At 50.8% G+C, this 22,783-nt stretch carries 17 protein-coding genes and 1 tRNA gene; 6 read left to right on the top strand and 12 right to left on the bottom strand.

What is annotated here, in order from left to right; all coding sequences use genetic code 11:
• Positions 1 to 407: 407 nt before the first annotated feature.
• The 3 genes from C8U37_RS08470 to C8U37_RS08460 all read left to right on the top strand — a co-directional run bounded on the left by C8U37_RS08470 (position 408) and on the right by C8U37_RS08460 (position 3,083).
• On the top strand, positions 408 to 1,652 hold the full coding sequence (locus tag C8U37_RS08470; protein ID WP_108032807.1) for an aminopeptidase: 1,245 nt from the start codon (positions 408 to 410) through the stop codon (positions 1,650 to 1,652).
• 920 nt (positions 1,653 to 2,572) lie between these two features.
• The gene (locus C8U37_RS08465) at positions 2,573 to 2,884 is read left to right on the top strand and encodes a hypothetical protein (protein WP_146161821.1); all 312 of its coding nucleotides are present in this window, start codon (positions 2,573 to 2,575) and stop codon (positions 2,882 to 2,884) included.
• 126 nt (positions 2,885 to 3,010) lie between these two features.
• Positions 3,011 to 3,083: transfer RNA gene (locus C8U37_RS08460), tRNA-Arg, on the top strand.
• A 199-nt stretch (positions 3,084 to 3,282) separates the two neighbouring features.
• Here C8U37_RS08460 and C8U37_RS08455 read toward each other — a convergent pair.
• From C8U37_RS08455 to C8U37_RS08445, 3 genes are read right to left on the bottom strand one after another with little or no spacing between them, the layout of a single operon-like run.
• A complete protein-coding gene (locus C8U37_RS08455) occupies positions 3,283 to 5,478 on the bottom strand; it encodes an alpha-galactosidase (RefSeq protein ID WP_108032805.1) in 2,196 nt (731 codons plus the stop codon).
• The gene (locus tag C8U37_RS08450) at positions 5,459 to 7,024 is read right to left on the bottom strand and encodes a sucrose-6-phosphate hydrolase (RefSeq protein ID WP_108032804.1); all 1,566 of its coding nucleotides are present in this window, start codon (positions 7,022 to 7,024) and stop codon (positions 5,459 to 5,461) included. Before C8U37_RS08450 ends, C8U37_RS08455 begins: the two co-directional genes overlap by 20 nt.
• A 5-nt stretch (positions 7,025 to 7,029) precedes the next feature.
• A complete protein-coding gene (locus C8U37_RS08445) occupies positions 7,030 to 8,481 on the bottom strand; it encodes a PTS transporter subunit EIIC (RefSeq protein WP_108032803.1) in 1,452 nt (483 codons plus the stop codon).
• Between the two features lie 105 nt (positions 8,482 to 8,586).
• On the opposite strand from C8U37_RS08445, the gene C8U37_RS08440 reads away from it, so the two are divergent.
• Complete coding sequence (locus C8U37_RS08440) at positions 8,587 to 9,414, top strand: AraC family transcriptional regulator (RefSeq protein ID WP_108032802.1); 828 nt, start codon at positions 8,587 to 8,589, stop codon at positions 9,412 to 9,414.
• A 623-nt stretch (positions 9,415 to 10,037) separates the two neighbouring features.
• On the opposite strand, the gene C8U37_RS08435 is transcribed toward C8U37_RS08440, so the two are convergent.
• On the bottom strand, positions 10,038 to 10,613 hold the full coding sequence (locus tag C8U37_RS08435; protein WP_108032829.1) for an NADPH-dependent F420 reductase: 576 nt from the start codon (positions 10,611 to 10,613) through the stop codon (positions 10,038 to 10,040).
• Between the two features lie 153 nt (positions 10,614 to 10,766).
• The gene (locus C8U37_RS08430; protein ID WP_108032801.1) at positions 10,767 to 11,627 is read right to left on the bottom strand and encodes a helix-turn-helix domain-containing protein; all 861 of its coding nucleotides are present in this window, start codon (positions 11,625 to 11,627) and stop codon (positions 10,767 to 10,769) included.
• A gap of 113 nt (positions 11,628 to 11,740) precedes the next feature.
• Here C8U37_RS08430 and C8U37_RS14455 point away from each other — a divergent pair, with 113 nt between their 5' ends.
• The gene (locus C8U37_RS14455; protein ID WP_170100231.1) at positions 11,741 to 11,911 is read left to right on the top strand and encodes a hypothetical protein; all 171 of its coding nucleotides are present in this window, start codon (positions 11,741 to 11,743) and stop codon (positions 11,909 to 11,911) included.
• A gap of 1,502 nt (positions 11,912 to 13,413) precedes the next feature.
• Here C8U37_RS14455 and C8U37_RS08425 read toward each other — a convergent pair.
• Together C8U37_RS08425 and C8U37_RS08420 are read right to left on the bottom strand one after the other, a co-directional pair.
• Entirely contained in the window at positions 13,414 to 14,445 is a 1,032-nt protein-coding gene (locus C8U37_RS08425) for a GMP reductase (protein WP_108032800.1), read from the bottom strand.
• Positions 14,446 to 14,669: 224 nt separating this feature from the next.
• A complete protein-coding gene (locus C8U37_RS08420; protein ID WP_108032799.1) occupies positions 14,670 to 15,542 on the bottom strand; it encodes a LysR family transcriptional regulator in 873 nt (290 codons plus the stop codon).
• Between the two features lie 113 nt (positions 15,543 to 15,655).
• Here C8U37_RS08420 and C8U37_RS08415 point away from each other — a divergent pair, with 113 nt between their 5' ends.
• A complete protein-coding gene (locus C8U37_RS08415) occupies positions 15,656 to 16,732 on the top strand; it encodes a YeiH family protein (RefSeq protein WP_342749372.1) in 1,077 nt (358 codons plus the stop codon).
• A 473-nt stretch (positions 16,733 to 17,205) separates the two neighbouring features.
• Here C8U37_RS08415 and C8U37_RS08410 read toward each other — a convergent pair whose 3' ends face one another.
• The 5 genes from C8U37_RS08410 to C8U37_RS08385 form a co-directional block, all read right to left on the bottom strand.
• Positions 17,206 to 18,120, bottom strand: coding sequence for a nuclease-related domain-containing protein (locus C8U37_RS08410; protein WP_108032798.1), 915 nt, complete (start codon positions 18,118 to 18,120; stop codon positions 17,206 to 17,208).
• A 599-nt stretch (positions 18,121 to 18,719) separates the two neighbouring features.
• Complete coding sequence (locus C8U37_RS08400) at positions 18,720 to 20,291, bottom strand: alpha-L-rhamnosidase-related protein (RefSeq protein WP_108032796.1); 1,572 nt, start codon at positions 20,289 to 20,291, stop codon at positions 18,720 to 18,722.
• On the bottom strand, positions 20,275 to 20,937 hold the full coding sequence (locus C8U37_RS08395; protein ID WP_108032795.1) for a hypothetical protein: 663 nt from the start codon (positions 20,935 to 20,937) through the stop codon (positions 20,275 to 20,277). The genes C8U37_RS08400 and C8U37_RS08395 overlap by 17 nt, the downstream gene beginning before the upstream one ends.
• A 6-nt stretch (positions 20,938 to 20,943) precedes the next feature.
• Positions 20,944 to 21,771: a carbohydrate ABC transporter permease gene (locus C8U37_RS08390; protein ID WP_108032794.1), complete on the bottom strand. Its 828-nt coding sequence runs from the start codon at positions 21,769 to 21,771 to the stop codon at positions 20,944 to 20,946.
• The gene (locus tag C8U37_RS08385; RefSeq protein ID WP_211306152.1) at positions 21,768 to 22,718 is read right to left on the bottom strand and encodes a carbohydrate ABC transporter permease; all 951 of its coding nucleotides are present in this window, start codon (positions 22,716 to 22,718) and stop codon (positions 21,768 to 21,770) included. Before C8U37_RS08385 ends, C8U37_RS08390 begins: the two co-directional genes overlap by 4 nt.
• Positions 22,719 to 22,783 lie beyond the last annotated feature (65 nt).

Below are 22,783 nucleotides of genomic sequence, written 5' to 3'. Positions count from 1 at the left end.
CCGGTTAAGCAGGTCTCATCGGAGCTGGGAGTCTCGCGGGGGCACCAGCTCCGGCGAAGCCGGCTCTCGCCGGAGTTGGGGAACCCCGCAACCTCCTTCTCCCCGGTCGCCGGCGGGGTCTAATTTCGTTAACAAATGTGTTCATTTAATAAAAAAATATTGCATTTTCGGCGTACCTATGAGAATATAGTCCTTGTAATCGATTTTATATCAATTACAGGAGCCCTTGTGGTTCCAGCTTCTGTTTAATCCCCCCAAGGTTAAATAGACAAAGCTCAGCTTCGGCTGAGTTTTTTTGCGTTCTGGGGTCAATTTCGCACAAATATAAGAGAAACTTACCTATTTTCTGAATGTAAGTTGTGCTATGATAGTTCCATTACGTTTATATGCTTAGGAGTGAATACACAATGGTATTACCGAATTTCGAGGAAAATCTACAAAAATACGCCAAATTGTTGATTTCAAAAGGAATCAACGTTCAAAAAGGCCACACGATCGTCCTCAACATCGACGTCGAGCAGGCACCGTTCGCGCGGTTGCTGACGAAAGAGGCTTACGCTTTGGGGGCCGAGGAAGTCATCGTCAAATGGACCGACGATTTCGTCACCCGCGAGACGTATCTGCACACGTCCGAGGAACGCATGACGAACATTCCGCAGTACAAGGTTGATGAAAGCCTCGACATGATCGAAAAGAAAGCCAGCCGCCTTTCGGTACGCTCGGCCGATCCGGATGCGCTGAACGGCGTCGACGGCAAGAAGCTGGCCGCTGTGCAAAAAGCGAACGGCGTGGCTTTAGAAGCGCAACGCATCGCGACCCAAGCCAACAAAGTCAGCTGGACCGTGGCTGCTGCGGCCGGCGCGAAATGGGCGGCGAAAGTCTTCCCTGAGCTGGCGACGGAAGAAGAACAAGTCGACGCTTTATGGAACGAAATCTTCAAAACCTGCCGCGTCTACGAAGCCGATCCGGTTGCGGCCTGGGATGCGCATGAAGCGCGCCTGCTGTCGAAAGCCGATGTGCTGAACGCCGAGCAATTCGACGCGCTGCATTATACAGCCGCGAACGGAACCGATTTGACGATCGGCATGCCGGCCAACCACGTCTGGGAAAGCGCCGGGAGCGTGAACGCGCAGAACGAGAAGTTCATCGCCAACATGCCGACCGAGGAAGTCTTCAGCGCGCCTGATTTCCGCCGCATCGACGGCATCGTGAAATCGACGAAACCGCTGAGCTACGCCGGCAACATCATCGACGGCATGACCTTCCGCTTCGCTGACGGCCAAGTGACCGAAGTGACCGCCGAAAAAGGTGAAGACACGATCAAACGTCTGGTCGAGGAAAACGACGGCGGACGCAGCCTGGGCGAAGTCGCCCTGGTTCCGGATCCATCGCCAATTTCGCAATCCGGCATCGTCTTCTTCAACACACTGTTCGACGAGAATGCCTCTAACCATCTGGCGCTGGGCTCGGCTTACGCATCGAGTGTGGTGGGCGGCACGGAAATGACCCAGGAAGAGCTGGCTGCTGCCGGCTTGAACCGCTCGACAACGCACGTGGACTTCATGATCGGGTCCGCGGATATGAATGTCGACGGGATCCGCAAGGACGGATCGGTGCTGCCGATCTTCCGCAATGGGGATTGGGCGTTTTAAATTTAGTATATGTTTGTGTGGCCTCCCGGGGACGGGAGGCTTTTTTGTGTTTGTAGGGGCGGCTGCTGGCCGCCCTTCGCTGGAGATGGTGCGCGGATGATGTTCCCTCCTCCGATGAGCGCTCGTTCGTCGGAGGACAGACTGCGAATCCGAACCCAGCTCCGGCCAACATTCGCTCATCGGAGGAAAACGAATACCGGCAACTGCAACTCCGGTGAGTGGTCCGTTCACCGGAGGAAATGCCGCCACCTCCGGTTCTCCGGCGGGGACCGGCTTCGCTGGAGTTGGTGCGCGGATGAGACTCTCTTCTCCGATGAGGGCTGGTTCGTCGGAGGATAGACTGCGTCCGCGTGCTCAGCTCCGGCCAGCATTCGCTCATCGGAGGAAAACGAATACCGGCAACCGCAACTCCGGTGAGTGGCCCGTTCACCGGAGGAAACGGCGCCGCCACCCGATCTCCGGCTGGGACCCGCTTCGCCGGAGCGGGTGCGTGGATAATGTTCCCTTCTCCGATGAGCGCTCGTTCGTCGGAGGACAGACTGCGATTCCGCGCTCAGCTCCGGCCAGCATTCGCTGATCGGAGGAAAACTGATACCGGAAAACGCAACTCCGGTGAGAGGTACGTTCACCGGAGGAAACGGCGCCACATCCTGTTCTCCGGCGGGGACCCGCTTCCCCGGAGTTGGTGCGCACCTGATGTTCCCTTCTCCGATGAGCGCTTGTTCGTCGGAGGACAGACTGCGAATCAGCGCTCAGCTCCGGCCAGCATTCGCTCATCGGAGGAAATCGATTACCGGCAACCCCAACTCCGGTGAGGGACCCTTTCACCGGAGGAAACGGCACCCACTTCTAAAAACGCTTTCTTAAGTTTTCCTAGTGGTCCGGCACATTGCTTTCGTTTCAAATGGGGGTGGGCTATAATGTGGGTAGATAGTCAGACAAGTCTTCACGAAAGTAGGGTGTTTACCGTGATCGATCGAAAGAAAACGATGGAGCAGCTCGAGGAGGTTTCGCATGCGGTGGAACCGGAAAAGCCGTCCAGCAAGAGTTGGCTGTATATTTTCGGGGCAGTCATGTTGATTTTTGGCCTCACCTTCCTTTTTCAGCAGATGAGCGGTACGACAAGCGGCGAAGTGCGGCCTGCCGACATCGAGAGTCTGCAAGCGGAAATCGCTGAGCTTAGGGGTACCGTTTCTGATCTGGAAGCGCGCATCGAGGCATTGGAGAAATAAATGCATTTTGGGCGGCTTGCTGGCTGCCCTTTTTATACTTTTCGCTTTTCGCTGACTCGCAGGAATTTTTTTCAAATGAATGTGGAAATTGCACGCATTAAGTGATATAATGATTAGTGTTCTGTTGGTCCTATAGCTCAGCGGATAGAGCACTCGTTTCCTAAACGAGGTGTCGGAAGTTCAATTCTTCTTAGGGCCGTCAAATCAAATGCAAAAATCGGATATCCTTCGCGGGTACCCGATTTTTTTGCGTTCAGTATCTCTCTGTCGGGTATCCGGAATACTTCGCTTCTCGAACTGTCGAGAGATCACTCATCCGTCGACAAAACAATCACCGAATACCGCAAAAAAGGCTGGAAATAGCTCCAGCCTTTTTGCGTATACCTTATTGTTATCTCTTATTTTCCCTTGAAATAATACCTTCTGCTCTGGAAGTCGCCTTTGATGATCGGATCGACGTAGAAGCCGCTGTGCATCAGTTCGGTGGCGCTGAAGGTTGCAGCCAGCGCTTCGCAATGGTAATCGCGCGCCGGATCCAATCCTTGCAGCCGGATGATGTCGAGCGGCGGTGCCGCTTGGGCGAGTACGCTGTAGTAGTACAACAGGCACTCGGTTTTGTCATCCGAGACGAACGCCCAGATCGTCTGGTTCTTCTCGAACGGGCTGCGCAGGCGATGGAACGTGCCGTATTGGACGAGCCGGCGGAATTGTTTGTAGTCGGCTACCTGCTGGCGGATGATCTGTTTTTCTTCCTCCGTCAGCGTGGTCGGATCGAGTTCGTAGCCGAGGACGCCGGCCATCGCGACATCGCCGCGCATCGCAAGCGAGGTGATGCGGTGGGTCTGATGGTTCGGAACGGCCGAAACATGCGCGCCCATTGAAGAGATCGGGTACACAAGGCTGGTGCCGTACTGGATCTGCAGGCGCTGGACGGCATCTGTGTTGTCGCTGGTCCAGCTTTGCGGCATATAGTGGAGGATGCCCGGGTCGAACCGTCCCCCGCCGCCGGAGCAGCCCTCGAAAAGGATTTCGGGATAGCCCTGGACCAGTTCCTCCATCATTGCATATAGCCCGAGCACATAGCGGTGGGCCGTTTCGCCTTGGCGGTGCGGCGGCAAAGTGCTGCTGTGAACTTCGGTCAAATAACGGTTCATGTCCCATTTGATGTAATCGATCGGCACCCGATCCAGAATGGCCTGCATCTGGATCAGTATCCCGTCCCGGACTTCCTTGCGGCTAAAATCGAGTACGAGCTGATCGCGGCTCAGCGTCCGCTCCCGGCCCGGAATCTGCAGCGCCCAGTCCGGATGCGCTGTGAACAGTTCGCTGACTTCGGAAATCATTTCCGGTTCGAACCAGAGGCCGAACTGCATCCCTTTACCGTGCGCATAATCGGCGATGCCTTTCAGCCCTTCCGGCAATTTCTCGCGGTTCTCGGCCCAGTCGCCGAGCGAGCGCAGGTCATGCGAACGCGTCCCGAACCAACCGTCGTCGAGCACGAACAGTTCAATGCCCAAATCGGCGGACTCATCGATGATGGCGCGGATCTTTTCGCCGGTGAAATCGAAATAAGTCGCTTCCCAGTTGTTGATCAGGATCGGGCGCTCTTTTTTGCGGTGCTGCCCTCTTGACAGGTTTTCGCGGAACAGCGTGTGGAATGTCTGCGACATCCCGTTCAGGCCTTCCTCCGAATAGATCAGCAGCGCTTCCGGCGTCTGGAACGTGTCCTCCGGTTGCAGTTCCCAGGAAAAGCCGCTCGGATTGATGCCGACCGATACGCGGATCTGACCGTACTGGTCCATCTCGACCAGCTCCTCGTGGTTGCCGCTGTAGACCAGGCTGAAGCCGATTGCGGTGCCCTTGTCCTCGCTGCAGTTCGGGTCTACGAGCGCCACGAACGGATTCTGTTGATGGCTGCTCGTGCCGCGCTTGCTGTCGAAGATCTTGATGCCTTTCGTGACCGGTTCGCGCATCAGGCTGCGTTCCTGCCCCCAGGAACCGTTCAGATGCAGCAAGTCCCACTCTTGATAAGGCAGATCAATGCTCAGACTGGCCGCTTTATCAAGCTGCACTGCCGCGGAGCCATTGTTCATGATCGTAGCCGAGCGGGCAATCACCGGCTGATCGGAAAAAATCGTATAGGCCAGACGCACCGTCAACTGCGCTTTTTCATCGCGCAATTCGACGAACAATGTCTCGGCTGTGCTCGCGTCGTTCACATAAGTGGCCGGCAACCCGGTCAGCGCCGGTTTACCCTTTTCGACCGAAAAGCCGGCGTAGCGGAGATCCAAAGTCGGGTCGCCGTCCGTCAGCGTCGCCGCGATGGCCGCGCTGCGGAAATCGCCGTTGCCGTAGGTCGGGTATTCGTGCGGAATCGTGTCGCGCGAATAATTGCGGTCGATGACGTCCTGGAAATTGGTCGAGAACGAGCGCTCCAAACGCGGATAGCGCCGCCCGCCTTTATAGGAAGCGATGCGTTTGCCGAAGTAAAGCTGCGACAGCATCCCCTTTTCTTCGACGCCGAACACGTAGCTGATCGACCCGTTCTGCAGATGGAACTGCTGTTTTTCTTCGTTAAAGTGAATGTGCTGCATCATGAATCTCCTTTTTCCCTGGTTTCGCCTGCATGTCCAACTTCGCCTGCGTCCCGGCAACTTCCCAAGCGCCAGCCAGACTTTCCATATGGACGAATTGCTGGGACTCATCCGGGAAGATGCGCGCGGATGCAGTGACCAGCCCATCCTGCAGAAACAGTTCGATGGAACTGCGGTCCAAATACAGCGCCAGCTCGATTTCGGAAAGATCGCCTCCCCAGATCAGACGCTTGGTTCCATAGGCTTCCCCAACCGGCAGCCCGGATTTCGCGCGGTCCAGCCAGACTTCGCCTTTGACGGAATCGAACAGCACCCGGGTATAGCGGGTTCTTTCCTCATTGCTGTAAAGGTCGATGACGAGCTGTCCGGCTGCCGGGTTTTTGCAGTGCAGCTTGAGCACATGGCCGAAACTGATGGCGAGCCGTTCCGCTGCGGTGTCCTGGTTGAGTCGGACGGACAGGACTTTTTCTTCGGTTTCATAGGCGGCCAATTCGCGGATCGGCCGTTGTTTCAGGCGCCCGTCCTCCAAGCGCAGTTCGCGCGGCAGCAGCAGGCAGCCGCAGTAGCCGTACGCTTCGGTCGGGTACTCGATTTCCGGCAGGCCCATCCAGCCGCTCAGGATCCGGCGTCCGTCCGGCAAAATGGCCGTCTGGGTGGCGTAGATGTCGAAGCCGCGGTCCAGTTCGATAAAGTCGCCCTCTTCGCGCAGCGACAGGTTGTTTTTGTCGATTCGGGATCCGACCAGATAGCCGATCTGGTAGATGTTTTCGAAACGGTTTTGTTTCGGAGCCAAGCCTTGCGGTGAAAACAGCAGGATGCCCTTCCCGTCCAATTCGAAGTAGTCGGGGCATTCCCACATGTAGCCGAAGTTTGTGTGGCGGTCGGTGCCGACTTCGCCGAGCACGCGCCAGTCCGTCTTGCCGTTTTCCGAGTGCAGCACCAAGGCTGCACCGGTCAGATCGGTTCGTTGGGCGCCGATGACGGCGAAGTAGCCCTCTTCCGTTTTCCAGATCTTCGGATCGCGGAAATGATCCGTGTAGCCCGGAACGGTGCCGGAAATCGCCGGCGTTGCGGCTTTTTTGATGCGGCCTTGGCGGTCCATCGTCGCCAGCAACTGGTACGGCGTGCGTTGCCAGTCTTCGTTGCGCGTGTTGCCTGTATAGAAAAGCAGCAGTTCGTCGCCGTTGTCCCAACCGCTGCCGGAGTAGGCGCCGTGCGTCTCGAAGCGGGTGTCCGGCTCAATGCCGGGCCCCAGACTTTCCCACGTGACCATATCATCGGAGATGAGATGATGCCAGCCTTGGTACCAAACGTTTGGCTCTTGCGTGTATTTCAGCGGCGTCCATTGGTAAAAAAGATGGTATTTCCCGTCGAAATGGCTGAAACCGTTCGGGTCGTTCAAATAACCGGATGCCGCCTCCGTGTGGAACAATTGCCGGAACGGGCTCTCAGCGGATCGGGCTACCGCCTCTTCCTTCAGATGGTCCGGAATGGCGGCATAGTTGGTGTAATAGTGCTCAGGCGCAACGCCCAATTTGTTGATCATCCGGTCTACACCTCGACTTCTTGGTCGATGACCGGTCCGTTAGCCGTTTTGGTTGCGACAGCTTTGCCCCAGAAATAAGTCAGCGCGCAACCGACCGAAACGGCCAGCAGATGGGCGACGACAAAATGCAGGTAGCCGTTGTTGGCCGGGTCAACGATGGTGAAACCAGGCACTCCGGTCGTCCCGTAGCCTACAGCCGTCAATTTTGTCAAGTAGGCGTAGCCCCCGCTGACAGCACCCGCGATGCAGCCGGCGATCAATGGGAACTTGTATTTCACCGTGACGCCGAACAAAGCGGGTTCGGATATGCCGAAAAGGACGGATGTGAAGGCGGAAACCGAGACTTCACGGACTTTTTTGTCGTGTCTGTTCAGCAGCATGTAGCCCAGCACCGCGCCGCCTTGTCCCAGCAGTGCCACGGACATCAATGGGTTCAGGAAGTCGCGGCCGGTGTTGGCGATTAGTTGGCTTTCGATCGCGCCGAATGTGTGGTGCAGGCCGCTGATGACGATCAGTTGTTGCACGCCTGCAAATAGCATGTAACCGAAGATGCCTAGGTGCTCAGTCGCCCACAGAAGGCTGTTTGTCAAGCCGTTGCCGAGTTCCCTTCCGAGCGGTCCGATGATCGTGAACAGCAGCAGCGAGGAGATCAGGATCGTCAGCATCGGCGTCATGACGAAAGTAATGATGTCCGGCAGAATTTTGTTGAAGAAACGGTCGAGCCAAGCGACGACGAAACCGATCATCAAGGCGATGATGATGCCGCCCTGGAAACCGACGAGGTCAACCGAAAGGCCCAGCAATTTGACGGTTTCTGGTTCGAGGTTGCCGGAAGCGACTGTGAAGGCGTCAGCCAAATTCGGATGCACCATGACAGCCCCGATTGCCAATCCCAATGCGGCCCGGCCGCCGAAGCGTTTTGTCGAAGAATAGGCGACGATCATCGGCAAGAAGGCGAAGATGCCGGATGAGGCGATCGAGATGACGCGATTCAGCCCGGCGATGGCCGGTACGATTTCAACGATCGAACGCGGACCGAACAGCCCTTTTGTCGACAGCAGTGAGCTGAGTCCCATCAGCAGCGCCGCAGCCAGGATCGATGGCATGATTTCGATGAACACGTCAGAAATGGCTTTGATGAAGCGTTGAAATGGGTTTTGTTTCTGTTGGGAGACGGTCTGGCGCAGTTCATCGCCGGTCTTGTTGCCGGTGTACGCGACGAACTCATCGTAGATGGAATTGACCAAGCCGGCGCCGAAGACGACCTGCAGCTGGTCCCCCGCCACGAAGGCTCCTTTGACGTGTTCTATATTCTGAATGTTTTCCATTTGGGCTAACGTGTTGTCCTGCAATACCAACCGCAAACGGGTCGCGCAGTGGGTTACAAACAGGATGTTGTCTTGACCGCCGACATTTTCAACCAATGCTTGGCAGATAGCTTCATACTTTTTGGACATTTTTTATTCCTCCTTTTGATGTGCCTTTATTTTATTTGGAAAACGCTCTTAAATAAATGGTATAATGTCGACAAATAAGCTTGTTTTGTGGAAAGGTGAGGACGGATGCGATATTTCTTCAATAATCATAATGACAATGGCTACATGTTCCTTTATACGGTCGGCTACGAGGAAACGCAGCCCGGACACGCATATGGCCCGACGACGAGGAGTGGTTATATGTTGCACTATGTCCATTCGGGCAGCGGGACCTTCCGGAGCGGCGGCAAACGTTACGAGCTGAAAAAAGGCGATTTCTTTTTCATCGAACCACAGGAGATCGTCAGTTACCAGGCGGATGACCGGCATCCCTGGACGTATTATTGGATCGGCTTCAAAGGTTCCTTGGTTACAGAATACCTCATGCGCACGGCGATATCGAAAGATAACCCTGTTTTCAGCACCAAAAACGGTGGCGACCTGATCAAGGAAAAAATCAGCGAGATGATCGAAATTTCTTTCATTTCCGAGGACAATGATCTGCTGCTGAATGCCCGGCTGATGGAGATCCTGTTTTATTTGAGTCAGGCGTTCCCGGCTGCGGCGACTGCGCAGAGCAGTTCGAACCGATTGTTCACCCAGGCGCTGCAGATCATGCGAAACAACTATGATTCCGCGATCCAGATCGGCGACATCGCCGATTCGCTGGCGATCGACCGGACCTATCTGCACCGGATCTTCAAGCAGGAAATGAACGTCAGCCCGAAAGAGTACCTGACCGGCATCCGCATCAGCCACGCCAAGGAATTGCTGCTGCAGACCGATTGGCCCGTCAAAGTCATCGCCCAATCGGTCGGCTTCGACGACCCGCAGCGTTTTTCGCATGCGTTCAAGCAACGCGAACAGCTGACGCCGAACCAATACCGTAGGAACAAGCAGCAAGAGAAGGTTTAAAGCTAAGAATGTCAACGCAAAAAAAAGATCAAATATCTTTCGCGGGATATCTGATCTTTTTGCGTATAGTATCCGTTTCTGTCGGGCTTCAGCCCAGGACGGTATCCCGAATTGTCGAGAGAGTACGCATCTGTTGACAATACTGTTACCGGAAAACACAAAATACCCGACAGATCGCTCTTCTGTCGGGCTTCGGCCTAGGACGGGTTCCCGGACTGTCGAGAGAGTACGCATCTGTCGACAATACGGTTACCGGAAACCGCAAAATACCCGACAGATCGCTTTTCTGTCGGGCTTCAGCCCAGGACGGCACCCTGAACTGTCGAGAGATTGTGCATCTGTCGACAAAACGATTACCGAAAATCACAAAATAACCGACAGATCGCCCTTCTGTCGGGCTTCAGCCCAGGACGGCACCCTGAACTGTCGAGAGATTGTGCATCTGTCGACAAAACGATTACCGAAAACCGCAAAACAACCGACAGATCGCTCTTCTGTCGGGCTTCGGCCCAGGACGGCACCCAAAACAACTGACAGCAAGCCCTGGTGTTGGCTCCAGCTACAGACAAAGGCCGCCTCATTTCCGAGACGGCCTTTGCTTGTATTATTGATGTTGGTTATTATTAATGGAAGATGCCGAAGCCGCCCGTCCAGCTGATTTTGTCGGCAGCAGCAAGGGAAATCTGCAGGAAGCCCATTGCTTCGAGCTCGCGGGCCCGTTTTAGCAATCCGGCATCGATGAACGCTAGGCCGCTGCCTTCCAGTGCGTCCACCAATTTTTCCTTGGCTTCCTTGTCGTCGGACGCCAACAACACTGTCGTTGGGTGGGCACCCGCTACTTTTTTGGTTGCTAAGGTAGTGGCGAAATTGGTGTTGAAAGCTTTTATGACAGATGCATCCGGCAGTTCCTTGGCGATTTCCGCAGCGGCTGAGCTGTCGGTCGGCACAACCAGGCTGTCGAATGTCTCAAAATTCAATGGATTGCTGATATCGATGACGATTTTCCCGGCAAACAGGTCGCGATGGGCAGCCAAGATACCGGCAATAGCCGGATACGGAACCGACAAAACCACAATATCCCCAAATTTCTCAACGGCTGTATCCTTTGTGATGTAGGTTACTTGATTCCCGGCGGCCTCAAAATTACCCCCGATTGCACTTCCCATGTTGCCTTTGCCAAAAATACTGATTTCAGCCATATTCCATTCCTCATCTTCCGCTTGCGCGTTGCGTGCTAACTTAAAAAAAGCGATTACATTTTTATTATACAACTTACCAAAGCGAACGCAAAAAATCAGCTTTCCCGTTGGATAGCCGATTTTTTTGTGATTTCTGAGCGGAAGCAACAATCTCTATTTCAAATAATGCGCAAGTTCACTCTCCAAATTCGATAACAGCTTTTTGTCTTCTATCGCATTCAATATGGCGTAAGCTTTCCCGATGAAAATGGAGCCTTCATCTGATTTCTCTGTTTTGTTCAATACAATGCCTTTTCGGGCGTAGGCAATCGCTAATTGGTTGTATCTTTGATATTTCTTGCATAAAGGAATCACTTTGTCCAAGGAGGCTAGGGCTTCAGGATATTTTTGACCATCTATCAGCAAGACAGCTAAATTGACATCGAGATTGATCAATGATAGTTCGGCATCTTTAAGACTATGATAGGGTTCCAATTGCTTAGTAACTCTTTCACCGATGAGTACGGCGACATCAAGGGGGAACATGAATAGAACGGTGTTGATTAAGCGAATATCCGACAAATACCACTTATCAAATTTCTCCATGCGCTCCCAAATCTTTTTGGCAAAGACTCGTGCCTTTTCAATATTTTGAGTTGTGTTTAAAATGATTAGACTTTCACAGGCATAGTATAGTGATCTTAACATATAGTCTTCCTTGACATCCAAGTACGCGACTATTTCATCTTTGATCAAATTCAAATCATCAATGTGATTATAGTTCAACAAGAAAAATTCATTGATCAGTTTTTCTTTTTGAGTCAAACTATCTTTATTTAAGATATACCTGAACTCTTCCACGGAAACATTCAGTTTTTCCAGAATCGCCAACCATTTCCGGAAAGTGGGCTCTATTTCACTTCTTTCTACTTTTGAATAAGCTGATTGGCCCATAATTCCCTCTGCCACATTCTGTTGGGAGTACCCTCTGTCTATCCTGATTTCTTTCAGAACATCACCAAAATCTTTCGCCATACATTCACCTTCTTTTTTAATAGTATTATACGACTAATTGGTTCAAAATGCATTTTTCTTCTTTATAATGTAACTATGAAACAAAATATTTTTTTCGAAGAGGGGTAACTATCATGAAAAAGTTTATTGTTTTATCCATCGTTTTAGGAATAATCGGTAGTACTGGTTTTATTGTAAAGGAAACAACTACTGATGCCAACCTTTCCAGCAAAGATGTTCAACATGAACAAGTGGCAAAAGCACCAGTAAAGTATACTCCTTACATCATTTGGTTCATAGGCTGAGTTTTAATTTTTGACGGGAATACAAGAGAGTCTTCTGTATGGAATAAGTTATTCGTAGGATAGATAAGTTCAATCAACAAACCTTTCTGTACGCAAAAGCAATGCTGATCGATGATCTTATTGCTCAGTTCATTGGTCCAATACAGGCAGTCTTGGACTTCCCGTAAAAAGGAAAAGCAGGTCAGGACGAAGTGTCCTAACCTGCAGACTGCCTGAAGCAGCTATTTCATCCACGTGTTTTCCCGATAAACCCATAAAATAGATTTTCTTATTTATTTTGTAGCGAGGAATTTCATCATTGATTGGGGATGAATCTTTTAAATAAAAGTATTTAATTTATTAGGAAGGTTTTTAAAGCGGAGCAAGGTATATTATCTATGGGTGCACCAGAGAACGCGCATGTGACTGCCTCAAAGTTGATCGGTCGATACAATCTACCCCCAGCAAGTGTTTTTTCCGGCAAAGACAACCGTTACCAGCGCTTCATCCTTGTCGTTTATCAAACATTTGTTGTATTTCCAGCAAAGGATTTCCTTCGCTGAACTAAGTATAGCACCGTTCTTTTTGGATTTCCACATTTTAGCAAAATGTAAATACAGAATTTTTAACCATTTATATAAACGCAATTTATAGTTATTAAATTTACAAAAACGTTTAAAACAAAGGCGTATATTGGCAATCAGGCTGACTTTCTAATTGATTTATCATTGTCATGCGTTGATTCGATATTGATACTAACCTTCTTAAAAATGATAATTTATAGTGAATTAATCCCCCAAAATACGAAATTGTATTTCTTGGAGATCTTTTTTCGCTATTTTATAAGCGTGTTCAAACCTTTTTGTTAGGTACTGTTTCCCTGTGCGCAAAACCAACCATTCAAACTTTTGTTATCAAAAAAAAGAGGGACCGGCTCATAATTTAATGAGCTGGCCCCTCTTATATTTATTTTTTTAGCGTTATTCATATCTGATTGGGTATTGAGATGGCTGCAGCTAGCGGACACCTGACAGATGCGGGATCTCTCGACGTTCTTCTCCGGCGAACGGAGGCTTCGCCGGAGTTCAGGATGCATTCCGTTTCCGTTCTCCGATGAAGGTGGCTTCATCGGAGTTAAGGCCGATTGTTACCGGTGTCCTCCGGTGAGCAGACCGTTCACCGGAGCTGGGGACGGATTACCTACACTTCTCCATTCAGAGGGCGCAAAAGAAGAGGCCATCTCATAACGAGCGAGATGACCTCTTCTTTTTCTGTATGTATTTTGAAAAGCAATTGTTCCGCTTTTCTCGTAAAATATTTTGCTTCTCGAAAGATGTCCAGCTGCACGGGTTAGCCCTTCGGAAATTAGATAAATCTGACCCATTGCGCTCTGCGATGCTCATTTGCATGGGACTCTTAGGGATTCATCCCTTAGAGCCCCAGTATAAGGTGACCGTAGGGAACGTTGCAGGGCCAGATTTCCTAAATTTCTTTCAGGGCTGAACGAACCCGTTCAGCCTTTCTTATAGGATCGTGTCGCCTTCGCCGAATGAGCTGCGCCCGGCTTCGATGATGCTTTGGTTGCTGTCGCCGTTGTAGATCGAGTTTTTCACCAAAACATAGTCGCACTTGCGGATGGCTGTGATGTCTTTTCCGCCGGCGTACGAGATCGATGACTGCAGATCTTCGCGCATTTCGTTCAACGTGTCGGCAATCGTGCCGCGATACGGCGTCAGGATCTTCTTGCCTTCCACGTTTTTGCGTTGGCCTTTTTGGTATTCGGACGCGCTGCCGAAGTACTCTTTATAGAGACGGCCGTTGATTTCCTTCGTTTCGCCCGGTGACTCATCGTGGCCGGCCAATAACGAGCCGATCATGACCATCGTTGCGCCGAAACGGATCGATTTCGCGATGTCGCCGTTTGTGCGGACGCCACCATCAGCGATGATCGGTTTGCTTGCGGCTTTCGCGCACCAGCTGACCGCAGACAACTGCCAACCGCCCGTACCGAAACCGGTCTTGATTTTGGTCGTGCAGACTTTACCGGGCCCGATGCCCACTTTCGTCGCATCAGCACCAGCATTTTCCAATTCGCGGACGGCTTCAGGAGTGCCTACGTTTCCGGCGATCAGGAAGGTTGCCGGCATTACTTCTTTGACGTGCTTGATCATGCGGATGACCTGGTCGGAATGACCATGCGCCACATCGATCGTTGTATATTCAGGAATGGCTTTTTTAGCCACTAACTCATTGACAAAATCAAACTCAGCCTCTTTGATCCCCAAACTGATGGAAGCAAACAAACCTTTATGATGCATGGATTGGATGAACGGCAAACGGCTCGCCTCATCAAAACGGTGCATAATGTAAAAATAACCTTCTCTCGCCAATTTTTCGGCAAGTTCCTCATCCAGGATCGTCTGCATATTCGCAGGCACCACCGGCAATTTGAACGTACGGCCACCAAGCTCCACCGTCGTATCGCATTCAGAACGGCTTTCAACCACACTCTTGTTCGGAATCAACTGGACATCTTCATAATCAAAAATTTTCATTTCTATTTCCCTCTTTCTGTTAGTGCACAAATCCTTTTGGGAATCGCTTTACACAGACATGGACGTGAAGGCAAAACTGTCTTCTATCGTAAAGTCCCTATAGTAAGTTACACTACTGCCTACTGTTTGTCAAAGATTTATTGTTGATGAAAAGTTCGGATTGCTTTCGAGCGTCACGAATTGCTGATGGATGGCGCACCCCAGCACAGTTCGGCCGATTCCAGTCAGCGATAAAAAGACAGGAATTCTTGGAGCGGCCCGCGACCACGGTATTCTTTCAGATGAACGACATGGAACGGGTGCGACACAGAAAAGCGCCGGATTGGAATTTCCTTCAGCGTCCCCTCCTCCAGTTCAGCCTGGACTGAGATGCGGTAGAGGAATGCGATGCCCCGGTTCTGCGCCACCAACTTCTTGATCGGGCCGATACCGCCGACGACGGTCGCCCGTTCGAAGCTGCTGAGGCTCGCTCCCTCTGAGAGCAACGCCTTTTCCAGTATCCGCCGCGATCCTGATCCTTCTTCGCGAACAAAGAGGTGCTCCCGGAAGAGTGCCCATAAGTCCTGTTCACTGTTCCACAACGGATTTGCGGCTGCACATACGCCAATGAATGGCTCTTCGGACAGCTTTTCGAAGCCGAGTTGGCTCTGGTTGAAGTCGCCTTCGATGAGCGCAAAGTCAATTTTGCCTTTCTGGATCAAGCCGATCAGCGTCTCCGTGTTGTCTACGATCATCGACAGATGGTGCCCTGGATGCTTTTCCAGATAGCGGCCGATCAGTCCCGGCATGACGTATTCGCCGATCGTCAGCGTTGCTCCGAAAGTCAGTGCCGGTGCATCGTCCTGCTGATTTAGCTGCTTGCGGATTCGCAGAATGTCGCGGTTCAGCAACAACAGTTGTTCTTCAAGATACTTTCCCTTTTCCGTAACGATCATTTGTTTCCCTTCATAGCGCAACAGCTGGATACCCAATTCCTCCTGCAGATGTTGGATGTGCTGGGTGACGGCCGGTTGCGTTATGTTCAATTTTTTGGCGGCTTTCGTATAGCTGCCCTCCTCAATCAGTGTTAGAAACGTTTTGTAGTGGTAATCCAACATGCTTGGCGCCTCCTATTATCTGTGCTTATACATGCATAATAAATCATTATTTTTATTTATGCAAAAAATCGGGTAGAATGATGGATGCAAGCATCAAATAGGGGGTAATTTCCATGAAAATGAACGCACTCAAAAAAGAACTCGACGGCGCCCTGCCTGGCCTCGCCGCCAGCATCCTCATCTCGGTCGTGAGCCAATATTTAGCGCGCTTCCTGCCGACTTTGGGCGCCGCGCTGATCGCCATTCTGCTGGGCATGCTGCTCGGGAACACGCTCCTGAACCGGCCGGAATTGAGCCAGGGGACGAAATTCTCCGAAAAACGGCTGCTGGAATACGCCATCGTCCTCAACGGGCTGATTCTTGATTTTCAGGTGCTGAAATCAGCCGGAATCAAGGGCTTCATCTTCATTATCCTGCAGATGGGGCTGACAATTTTTGTCACCTACCGGTTGGGCAAATTCTTCGGCTTCGGCAAACGCTTCTCGCTGCTGATGGGCGCCGGCAACGCCGTCTGCGGCTCCTCCGCCATCGGCACCGTTGCGCCGATTGTCAAAGCCGACAACAAGGACAAAGGCATCTCAATCACCATCGTCAACCTGACCGGCACCGCGCTGATGATCCTGCTGCCGCTTTTGGGCGCTGTCCTGTACGGCAGCGACACGCTCCGGACATCCGCTTTGATCGGCGGAACCGTCCAATCCGTCGGCCAAGTCGTCGCCGCCGCCAAACTCGTCAATGACGACGTCGTCACGCTCGCGACCGTCTTCAAGCTTATGCGCGTCCTGCTCATCATCGGCGTCGCTGTATTGTACGGGCGGATGAACATGAATGAAGGTGAGCCTTTGTTCACGCGCAAAAAGCGCGCGGGGGTTACTGCTGCAAGCGAAGGATCTGGCGGAGCGGAATCAGCCGCTAGCCCGGCAGCCGTCTCCTACGGCGTGCCGTGGTTCCTGACCGGATTCGTCGTCCTCTTCCTGATCCGCAGCTTCATCGGCGTCCCCGACAGCGCCCTCGTCGCCTCAAAAGCGATCAGCAGCCAATTCGAAGTCGCCGCCCTTGCCGCAATCGGCATGCGCGTCAAATTCGCCGACATCATCAAAGAAGGCCCCAAAGCCATGCTTTATGGGTTGACTGTCGGTGCCGTGCAGGTCGCGATGGCAGTTGTTTTGATACGGGTATTTTTCGGGTAATAGCACCAAAAAGCATCGGTTCCTTAGGGAGCCGATGCTTTTTATGTCACAAAATCGCCGTTCATTGACTGTTCGGTAATTTTCATTGTCTGTTCAGTCGACATACTCCGCCGACGTCGACTCTTCGGTAGTTTTCACTCTACGTTCAGTCGAGATACCACACGGATGTCGACTGTTCGGTGTTTTTCATTCTTCGTTCAGCCGACATACGCGCTTTTCAGAATTTATGCGTACTAAAAAAGGCAGCAGTCTCATCCATCGTTGGATTGGCTGCTGCCTTTTTATTGTTTATTTAGAGGGCAGATATGTTGTTCTAGGGTGTTGGGCACTTTCGATGGTCGTTAGCCTGACATACACGGTTTCGCTCGGCTCTTCGGTATCCTTCGCTTCCCGTTCAGCCGACATACCGCACGATTGTCGGCGTCGGCTCTTCCGCGCAACGCACGTTCATTAGATCCATCTACATTCCTTATTCACATTGTGTTCAATGGGACATAGTATCTTCCACGTTCACTTCCAGCAGCCTGATACTCTCGTTTCAAAACCTTATACACGCGATTTGTATGCTCCGTACCACACCAATCTGCCAAACGTTTTGTTGTCAATTTTTCTTCTGGAAAAAGCGTATGAAAGTCTGAAATACTGTTACTGATGGCTTTTTGTATGATTAATTTCTTCCCACAGCTTTCACACATATGTGAGCGTCTGCAGAAATTTTGTACGAGCAGCCCACAAGTTGGGCAACTGATGCCTTTTTTCATCTTCTCGTAGTCATATTTGATCAATTTGCTTGGGTATTCAGGGTCATGGCAATCAACAAGTGCTTGCGCCAACTTTTCCAATTTCAGATTCGTTACGGGTGTCATATTTTGCAGTTCGCGGAAATGCTCCGAAATCTGCCCAGGAAGAATGCTGTCCCCCTCGCATGGGGCTCCCCAGATAGAAAATTCCGGATTGACGTATATAATGAATGCTTCAATTTCCATCGAGTATCCCATGCTTTTCAAGAGCTTCCGCAGCCTGACTTTTGTTTTTGTTAGCTGCAGGGAAGGATTTTCCAAAGTAGTGCCCGATTGCTTCGTAAATTCTTCCGGCCCCCAGTGATGTACACCTGCATAATTCTTGATTTCATATAACAATATTTTACCTTCACAAATTAGCAATGCATCTATCTGTAATGAAGAACGTCTAATTTCCAACTGCAAATCATTCAAAATAATACATTTCGCCCCCAGTTTTTCTGTCAATCCATCAAATTTGCACTCACCCTCATAGCCTTTTTTCAAATTGAGATAGTAATAATAATCCTCTTTATCCAATCGCATACGACTGGCCAAAATTTCATAAATGCGTAGGTTCATGGATTTCGTGCGTTCCTTAAATGCCAATTCATCCGCCTCCAATATTTATTTTCAAAGATAGTATACGCATAATTTGCTATACGGCTTCTGTATTTGAGGAAAGTATTATTATTTATGGAACACAAGTCTATTTCTGCGCAAATGAGGTGGGGTACCGGATCGATTGCGTCGACTGTTCGGTATTCCTCACTCCTCGTTCAGTCGACATACCGCGCGTAAGTCGGCTCTTCGGTATCCTCCGCTCTTCGTTCAGCCGACATTCGTGCTTTTCAGGCTCATTCGGACTAAAAACAGGCAGCTACCTCATCCTTTGTTGGAGAGTTAGCTGCCTGTTTATTGTATATTTGGAGAGCAGTTATGTTGTTCTAGGGTGTTTTGTGCTTTCGATGGGCGTAAGCCTGACATACATGGTTTCTCGGCTGTTTGTTTTCCTTTTCCCTTCGTTCAGTCGACGATTTTTCTTCTTGTCGGCTGTTCAGCATCCGCCGCTTTCTGTTCAGTCAACACATCGGAGTTTCGTCGGCTCTTCGGCAACATTCGCTCTTCGTTCAACCGACATTCGTGCTTTTCAGGCTCATTCGGACTAAAAAAGCCGGCTGCCCAGGTTGTTTCTATATAGTTCCGTCTCAAACTATCCCATATTTCCTGAACAAATAGCAAGGCGTGCAGCTCCAGGCGTGGCAATAGCTGTTGATCATTTCATCCCCGTAAGGCGAGAATGTGACGTCTTCGGGATAATAGACTTCCCAGAAGGTGTCAGCGCCGTTTTCGACCATGCCGCCCCAGTACAGTTTGATGATGCGGACGGCTTCTTCGCGGAAGCCTTCCTGCAACAATACTTCCACATAATGGTGGTACATGTAAGGCGAGTTGCATCCGACAACCGATTCATCATCCAGAGCCAGCAAGTTTTCCAGTACATTCCTACGCAGGTCCCCATCGCCAATTTCAGCCAGCAGCATCCATGTCTGCGATGGGATCGCGATCTGTCCGCTCGCCGGATCTACGAACAAGCCTTTTTCTTCATTGTAGTAAGTGTTCAAAGCATACTGCTCCAAAGCTTGGATTTTATCATCCAGCTCCTTGACCAACTGGTTGTCCGCCATATGAAGAGCCAATTCTTTCAGTCGTTTATAGGAGTAGATGAAAATGCCGTGGATGGCGATCTGCTTATTCAACGGTTCGTTCCAATCGATGAAAGCCCACCAGCCTTGGGGTACGACAACTTCCCCGGTCGGCAGGATGTTATCTTCCAACACGCGCATTTGCGCGACAGCTGTGGCGTATAGATCGTTCAACGTTTCCTTGTCGTTCGTCTCGCGGTAATAGTCCAATAAAGTATCGATGAAGAAAAGGCTGTAGTCCGCCAGGAAGGTATCGTCAGGAATCAATCGCGGCTCGATGAAGACATTAGCAGAGACCTGCCCTTCGCTCGTCGTTTGGGCCGCAAAGAGATAGAGGCATTTTTTGACTAGGTCGTTCGCTCCAAAAGTGGCGTAGTTGGCCAAAGCCTGCAGTCTCAGATCACCCAACCATAAGCGTCTATCCCGTTTCGGTCCGTCCTCGAACACGTCCTGCATGCATTGCATCAGCGTTTTCTGCGAAACCCGATCAATCTCCTGCAGTAGCTGATCGTCGGTTTCCAATCGCTTCATCTTTTCCTTGTCGGCGGAACTTTCCGTTGTGCAGCTCAGCTTCAGGTTGATCTGGTATTTTGGGGACGTGTCCACCACTTTGATCTTCAGGTAGCGGAAAGCATATCGGCGTTTGAGCTCCAAGGTTTCCGGAAGCACATCGATCGTCAACAGTTCTTCCTGGAGCCAAGAAGCGCTCAACTCGCCTTTGTAGCTGTCGAACGAGCGGATCACTTCGACAGGCGTTTCGCCAAAAGACAACCGCAATTTTGCAGGTGCATCCGGTGGGCTGCCCAAGGAGGTGATCGCAAGCGAGACTCTGCCGACGCAGTGTTCGCCGAAATCGACAATCACCTGCTCTTTGCGGTCCATCCGGATGCCTTCGCCGGGATCGTATCCGGCCACTTCCACCAGCTCGTTTGCGGATGCTGACTCTGGCGCTGCAGCGACGATTCTTTTTGGCAGCACTTGTTCGTGGTACATTTCAATTTCGATCTGTTTGATTTTTGCTTCGAAAGCTTCATTGGTGATAAAACGGATATCAGGGTTAGTTTGGAACTCCATATTTGTTTATGTCCTTTCTGCTGTTATGAAATAGGCCGTGCAGGCACATGATCGCTGCCCCAAAAACAAAGATGATCGCCATATAGGACAGCTTGAAGGAAACAAAAATGCTGAGGGCAGTCATCCCGAGAAGGGCCGCATTTTTCAGGAAATTCGGCAGGTATGTCGCAAGAGCCTGTTTCAACAGGTTCCGTCCCTTGAACGAAATGGCTTCTCGGGTCAGGTTGATGCCGAAGCTCATTTCAAAGACGATTAGTACGATGTTCATCGCATAGAGCAAATACGTGATTGGGCCGGTCACGGCTGATACATAAAGGGTGGTCATGCCGAGGTAGAAAGCCAACGTCAAAAGCGCCGACAGATGCATTTCATTCCGCACCGTGAACCATAGTTCCTTCAGGTAGATCCTGAAGATGCCGGAGCTGTTCTCCCCTTTCAATGCATGCGCCGTCCGCAGCAAGGCCAGAATGCTGGGCAATAGCGTGAGGCTGGTCAGCAGATAGATCGGGAAGAACACGACTTTGAAATCAAACAGGAAGAATACTTGGAAAAAGAAGGCGTTCGTCACCAGAAACAGGGTGTTCAGGATGATCACACGATAAAACAAATCGAACAATCCCATCAATTTTGTCAGTCGGTCAGTCACGATTCATCATCCTTTCACTGCGCCTGCCGAGATGCCGCCTATGAAATATTTCTGCAGTAATGAGAATAGCGTAATCAATGGAATGGCGCACAAAATACAGGCGGCGAAGAGGACGCTCCACTGGGCAGGATTCTCCTTATCGCCCAAGAAGTTCAGCATCGTGACCGGTAGGCTCATTTCAGCCTGTTTGTTGACGAAAATCAGCGGATAGAAATAATCGTTCCAGATCCAGATGCCTTGCGTAATCACGACGGAAACGGTCGCTGGTACAAGTAAAGGGAAGACGATCCGGAAAAAGCGCGTGAAGAGATTGGCCCCGTCCAAATAAGCCGATTCCTCTATTTCGGGAGGGACACTGCGCATGAACCCCGTGTACAGGAACGTCGAGAACGGGATGCTGCAGGTGATGAACATGATCATGGGCGTGAACCGGTTGCTTGGGATACCGATTGTGCTGAACACTTGCGCAATCGGGATGATGACCATCTGCCCTGGAATGACCAGTCCGGAAATGAACAGGATGTAGAGGGCTTTGCTCAGTTTGCTGTTGATTCTGCCTAATGGGTAGGCTGCCATCGCCGCCAACAGGACGACGATTACGACACTGCCTATCGTCGTAATCAAACTATTCATGAAGGATGTCATAAAATTCATCTTTTCAAATGCCACACGGTAGCTTTCGAATGAAAGATCCGAAAACAGCATCAAGGGTGAAGATTTGTCCCCTGGGCTTTTCAAGGAAGTCGACAACGCGATGGCAAGAGGTGATAAGGTAACCAATAAGAATACGCTCAATCCGATGTGGACTGCTAAATTGCTTGATTTTTTACTCATTCCATCTCACTCTCTTTCTTGGACATAAATACTAGCAGCACTGCTGTTATAGCAATGATGACGATAAACGAGACTACCGAAAAGGCGGCTGCCTTGCCGAATTGTTGTTCCGTAAAGGCCATCTTGTAGATTGAGAACATCAAGGTATTCGTCGAATCCCCAGGTCCACCGTTCGTCATGATGAAAGGATAGTCGAAGGCTTTCAGGCCGTTGATGACGTTCAGGATGACATTGATCGTGATGGAAGGCGCAAGTAAAGGAATTTTGACATGACGGATCGCTTGCCAACCGGTGCAGCCATCCATTTCAGCGGATTCCAGAACGGAGTCATCGATCGTCTGCAGACCCGCCAAGTAAATGATCATCGTCTGCCCTACGTTTTTCCAGACATCGACGAGCGTGATTCCGTAGAGGGCTTTGCCGTAGTCGCCGAGGACGTTGAAGCCAGCGCCGTCAAGTCCGAACAAGTTCATTACGGAAGCAATCAAGCCGGATTCGGGCATGTACACGTAGCTCCAGACAAAGCCGATGACGATGGCGCTGAAAAGTGCCGGAATGTAGGCTGCCGAGCGGTAAAAAGCCATGCCTTTGATTTTGCTGTTGAGGGCGAATGCCAAAATAAGTGCTAAAAGGTTGCCGCCGATCACCAACAAGGCCGTATAGGTCAAGGTGTTCCCGATCGAGTTGAACAGAATACCGGATTCAAAGATCGCTTTGAAATTGTCGAATCCCACATTATTGTAGTTCAGGTTAAAGCCGTTGAAATCCGTCACACTATAGGTGAACAGCTTCAGAAAAGGCCAGATCCAAAAAGTGCCGAATACTGCCAGAGCAGGAATAACAAAAAGATACATGCGGTTATTCATGACCAGGGATTGGTTCTTTTTGAACAGGAAGCTGATTGCCTTCTTTTTTGGAGCGGCTGTCGTCGTTTGCTTCAGTTCCATTTTAATATTCATCCTTCCTTTATAAAGAATGTTCCGGAGAGGTCTTCTTTGGCCTCTCCAGAACA

The sequence above is a fragment of the Trichococcus patagoniensis genome, from assembly GCF_003051085.1.
Lineage (GTDB): Bacteria > Bacillota > Bacilli > Lactobacillales > Aerococcaceae > Trichococcus > Trichococcus patagoniensis.
The sequence above is the reverse complement of the archived record's forward strand: the minus strand, read 5'-3'. Positions and strand labels throughout refer to the sequence as shown.